We start from the raw sequence: 4601 nt of genomic DNA, 5'->3' as shown, positions 1-4601 counted from the left end.
TACTCCCTCAATTTTTTGGTTGCGGTAAATTGGTACACACATGACACTTTGCATTTCTGTTGATAAAAATGGAGGCTTTTGTGAAATCCATTCTACCTGTTTATTAAATAGGGTTGGCTCCCCTTTATCGTAACAGGCACCTGCAAAGCTATTTTGAATTTCTTCATGAGGGAATTCTAGCTCTTTCATACTTCCATCTACCATTGCGCGTAAAATAATAAATTTACCATTCAAATTATCGACAATAAAAGCACTATCACTAGGAAACATGTTAGAAACTCTTTCCACAAAAATATCTAGTATTTCATTAGACGTTAAACGTTCCGCTAACTCATGTCCAAATTCACTAGCCTTGTTCAAATCATTATTGACTTTTTCTGAATCACTATATAACCGAACGATCACAGTTATTGTCATTAATGGTATTCCCATTAACAATAAAGCAATGGGACCTATTGCATCCTCAAATAAATATAAACTTAAACCAAACGGTAGTGTCATAAGTAGACATGCAGTTTCCCAGTAGAAATCTTTTGTAAGAAATAGAGGCTTAAATCCACATATTACCTCTCTCCCATAAAGAATTATATGGTTGATAAAAATGTAAGATACCGCATAAAGGGATCCGAACATAACTACTTCCATTATATTTACACTACCGATTTCAAATCCAAGTCCAATGATTAGACTTCCACATATTACGGAAAGGAAGAAAAACATAGATGAGTTGAAGAAGTATTTAAATAACGTTTCACGTGTTATTTTCATGTGATAGATAATAGGAAACATGCATAATTGCATCGAGATTAATTCTGCTAGTATACCGAACTGCATGAAAATTGCTACATTGACCCAAAGGACTAAAACAATGGTGGATCCGGCTATCACAAAAGGAAATACACTAGATAACAAGGCTAAAAGTAAATAGTAGCCGTAGTTTTCCCATTCGGTAGGTTTAGTTGGGGAATTTATATACACTAACAAAGTACCTAGTGGAACAAAGATAAACCATATGGCTATCATTATATTTTTTGCTCTCTGAGTGAATTCCATAGACCTTTAGACCTCCCTTCAACATATCTATTAATTTTACATTTATTTGTATTATAAAGATTATAACATATATAGACTGAATAATTAAAATTACCTTTTAACTGTTTATTCCTTTTAATTCCGTAATTAGATACAATGACCCTGAGACAATAGTCATACTTTCTTTTTTAGGTTTATGTAGGTCTATTAAATGGATATCTTTTGTTACACGTTTATCACTATGGGTACAGTGGTTAAATAATATAGTAGCGTCTAAAGCACGTTCATGTTTGAAGTCAACGAATTCAAAGCTAGTCGCAACTTCTTCTAGTCTACTTAACATATATTTATAATCTTTATCTTTTAAAATACCAATAATGAAGTGAATACGTTCATTAGGAAAATACTGCTTAATAGTATCTACAAGTGCATCTATACTAGCTTGATTGTGTGCACCATCCATGTAAACATGGTCATTCCACTTTTCCATTCGACCAGGGAGTGAAGCTTTAATAACTGCTTTTCTAACGTTCTCTTCATTTAATATAAAACCAGTTTCTATCATAGCAGTTATGGCAAGGGCCATATTAGAAAGCTGGTGCTTCCCTAGCATCTGAGGGGTTAATTTCTCAAATTTATACTTTTTATAATTATAGCTGTTTTTACGGATTTGAAAATCTTTATTTATCTCGATTAGCTCTGCATTTTTACTATTTACTTCTTTCCGTATAACTTCTTTAGAAGACTGTAAAGTATCCCCTAATATCAATTTGCCATGTTCCTTTATTATTCCTGCTTTGTGCCAACTAATTTCTTCGATTGTTTCCCCAAGGAAATTAGTATGATCTATAGAAATACTAGGTATAACAGCTACGGATTGTTTAATCACATTTGTACTATCAAATCTTCCACCCATACCAGCTTCTATAAATACTACATCCAATTCTTGTTCTGCAAAGATTATAAACGCAATAACTGTTAACAGTTCGAAGTCAGTAAGCATTCCACTAATACCCACATTTACTAGCTGAGCAAACGCGTTATCCATTTGAGCCTCTGTCACATTATTACCATTCAGTTGAATTTGATCATGTACGTCAATTAAACATGGCGATGTGAAACTTCCGTAATTGAGCTGATGTTCAGATGCGATTGCTCTCATAAAAGCAATCGTTGAACCTTTCCCATTTGTTCCGGCAACATGAATTATTTTTTGTTTATCCTGAGGATTTCCAAGCAAATCTAGAGCCTTTTTTATCCTATCCAGGCCAGGTTTAATCATAGTTTCACTATTAATATTCCACTTTATCTTATAATTGTTAAATTTTTTTATTTCCAAGTCATTCACCCTATTCCGTCTTGGTTACTTTTCTGCTAAACTTCTTGTGAACACATTATAACACGTACCCGTGGAGGTCATTTAATTATGCAAACTTGTTGGATCATTTACAATGGTAGTCTTACACATGATAAGTTTCTCGATCAGGCTCTCCTCCTTAAAGAAGCCGCAGAGAAAAAAGGCTTACAAGCTATTTTAGTAAAGAATTATGAACTTCTTATGAACGTTCATGAAAACTTATCAGCGAGGCCTGATTTTGTCGTCTTTCTAGATAAAGATATTTTGCTTGCGAAATATCTGAAGAATGCGGGCATACCAGTGTTCAATGATCCTAGTGTAATTGAGATTTGTGATAACAAAGCACATCAATATCTCGAGCTAGCAAAAGCTGATGTACCAATGCCTATAACGATCATAGCACCAAAAGTTTATCCTGAATTCACTATTATGCATACAGGTTATTACGAACAAGTGCTACAAATACTTCAACTGCCAATGATTATTAAGGAAGCGCATGGCTCCTTTGGTCAGCGTGTATACCTAATAGAAACAAGAGAGCAGTTCTTTGATAAAGTAGAAGAACTAAAGGGAGTAGAGTATGTCTTCCAGCAATTTATTGAATCTAGCAGAGGAAGAGACATACGGGTGAATGTGGTAGGTGGACAAGTCGTTGCTTGCATGCATCGCCAATCAGCTACAGATTTCCGGGCTAATATTACTAATGGTGGAACTGCAACTGAGATTATTTTAACAGAAAGACAAAAGGAAGTAGCTATTCAAGCTGCTACTGCACTGAATGCTGAGTTCGCAGGAGTAGATCTGCTGTTTGGGGAAAATGAAGAGCCCTTAGTATGTGAAGTTAACGGAGTAGCCCATATACGTAACATTTATAACGTCACAGGCATTAACGTAGGTGATGCGATGATCGACTACATTTTATCTAAAATTGGTGCTGTTGTTATATGAACGGCCTATTGATATATGAATATAAAGAGATTGAGCGAAACCAAAGCTTTATAGATCGGTTAATCCAAGCAGCAAAAACTCTTGGCCATTCTCTTACCGTTATAGACGATAATCAAACCGAATTTCCTGATTGTGATTTCATTTTCTTTCGAGCAAGGAATCCTGAGCTTTCTAAAAAGCTAGAGCAACGCGGTGTTCCCATGTTCAACCGATCAGAGGTCAACGTTATTGCTAATGATAAGTGGAAAGCAATTCAGCTAGTTCAAATGCTTGGAATCGCTACAGTTCCAACCTATAAAATTAACAACGCTGAAGACATACGCGATTATCCGGTTGTACTTAAGACCACTGGCGGGCATGGCGGAATGCAGGTAGAAAAGTTTACTGAGGCACAAGATGCGGATGTATTTCTAAATGACTTTTCATCACAGACCATTCTCGCTCAAGCTTATGTAGAAACGAATGCTACCGATGTAAGAGTATTTATGCTAGGTAGCGAGGTAATTGGAGCAGTAAAAAGAATAGGTGCCCCAAATAGCTTTAAATCCAATTTCACGCTAGGTGGAACCGTAGAAAAATATGAACTCTCTGCAACTCAAGAAGCAGATGTAATTAAAATAGCAAAAGCCATTAAAAGCGATTACGTAGGAATTGATTTCTTACTTCTACCCGATGGCAGATGGCTATTCAATGAATTAGAGGATCCGGTTGGAGCAAGATCATATTATCAAACAACCCAGACGGATATCGCTATACCAATTATAAATTATATAGATGCGCAATTAAAAAAGTACATCGAGCGTTAAGCTTGATGTACTTTTATTTGTTCATGTGGGTGGCCATTCATTTTGCAACACTTCCAACTATTTGCTCAACTCTTTCTCTATTTCCTACAATACTTTTATTTCCCGCAACACCTCCGACTTTTCGCGCAACACTTTGCCTCCTTTCTGCAACACTTCCGTCCGTTTGTGGAACACTTTCTCCATTTCCCACAACACTTTTATTTCCCGCAACACTTCGGGCTGTTCGCGCAACACTTTAGCTTATCTCTGCAACACTTTCTCCATTTCCTCCTCAGAATGACACTTGCAAGGTTCTACCTTGTTTCCGCAAGGTTCTCTCCCGTCTCTGCAAGGTTCTACCTCATCTCTGCAAGGTTCTCCCCCATCTCTGCAAGGTTCTCTAACTCCACCCCCACTCCAAATAAAAAAAGTGTAGCCAGATACCTCATCGGTACTGGCTACACTTGCTGTTTTACAAG

Annotated in this window: 5 protein-coding genes; 2 read left to right on the top strand and 3 right to left on the bottom strand. The window is 36.4% G+C overall.

Features of this window, described 5'->3' with window-relative positions; all coding sequences use genetic code 11:
- Positions 1 to 1053 (bottom strand): GAF domain-containing protein (locus AC06OU_RS00715; RefSeq protein ID WP_475853434.1); only part of this gene is annotated, 1053 nt, incomplete at its 3' end.
- A 97-nt stretch (positions 1054 to 1150) separates the two neighbouring features.
- A complete protein-coding gene (locus AC06OU_RS00710) occupies positions 1151 to 2371 on the bottom strand; it encodes a bifunctional folylpolyglutamate synthase/dihydrofolate synthase (protein WP_475853432.1) in 1221 nt (406 codons plus the stop codon).
- Between the two features lie 87 nt (positions 2372 to 2458).
- On the opposite strand from AC06OU_RS00710, the gene AC06OU_RS00705 reads away from it, so the two are divergent.
- Entirely contained in the window at positions 2459 to 3337 is an 879-nt protein-coding gene (locus AC06OU_RS00705) for an ATP-grasp domain-containing protein (protein WP_475853431.1), read from the top strand.
- Positions 3334 to 4143 carry an ATP-grasp domain-containing protein gene (locus AC06OU_RS00700; protein ID WP_475853430.1) on the top strand — a complete coding sequence of 270 codons (810 nt, stop codon included), beginning with the start codon at positions 3334 to 3336 and terminating at the stop codon, positions 4141 to 4143. Before AC06OU_RS00705 ends, AC06OU_RS00700 begins: the two co-directional genes overlap by 4 nt.
- Positions 4144 to 4383: 240 nt before the next feature.
- Here AC06OU_RS00700 and AC06OU_RS00695 read toward each other — a convergent pair.
- Positions 4384 to 4601 (bottom strand): hypothetical protein (locus AC06OU_RS00695; protein ID WP_475853429.1); only part of this gene is annotated, 218 nt, incomplete at its 5' end.

The organism is Psychrobacillus sp. (genome assembly GCF_056205495.1).
The sequence above is the reverse complement of the archived record's forward strand: the minus strand, read 5'-3'. Positions and strand labels throughout refer to the sequence as shown.

Excerpts from the sequence above, each read along its gene's own strand:
- AC06OU_RS00705 (WP_475853431.1), top strand. The coding sequence starts at position 2,459 with ATGCAAACTTGTTGGATCATTTACAATGGTAGTCTTACACATGATAAG.
- AC06OU_RS00700 (WP_475853430.1), top strand. The coding sequence starts at position 3,334 with ATGAACGGCCTATTGATATATGAATATAAAGAGATTGAGCGAAACCAA.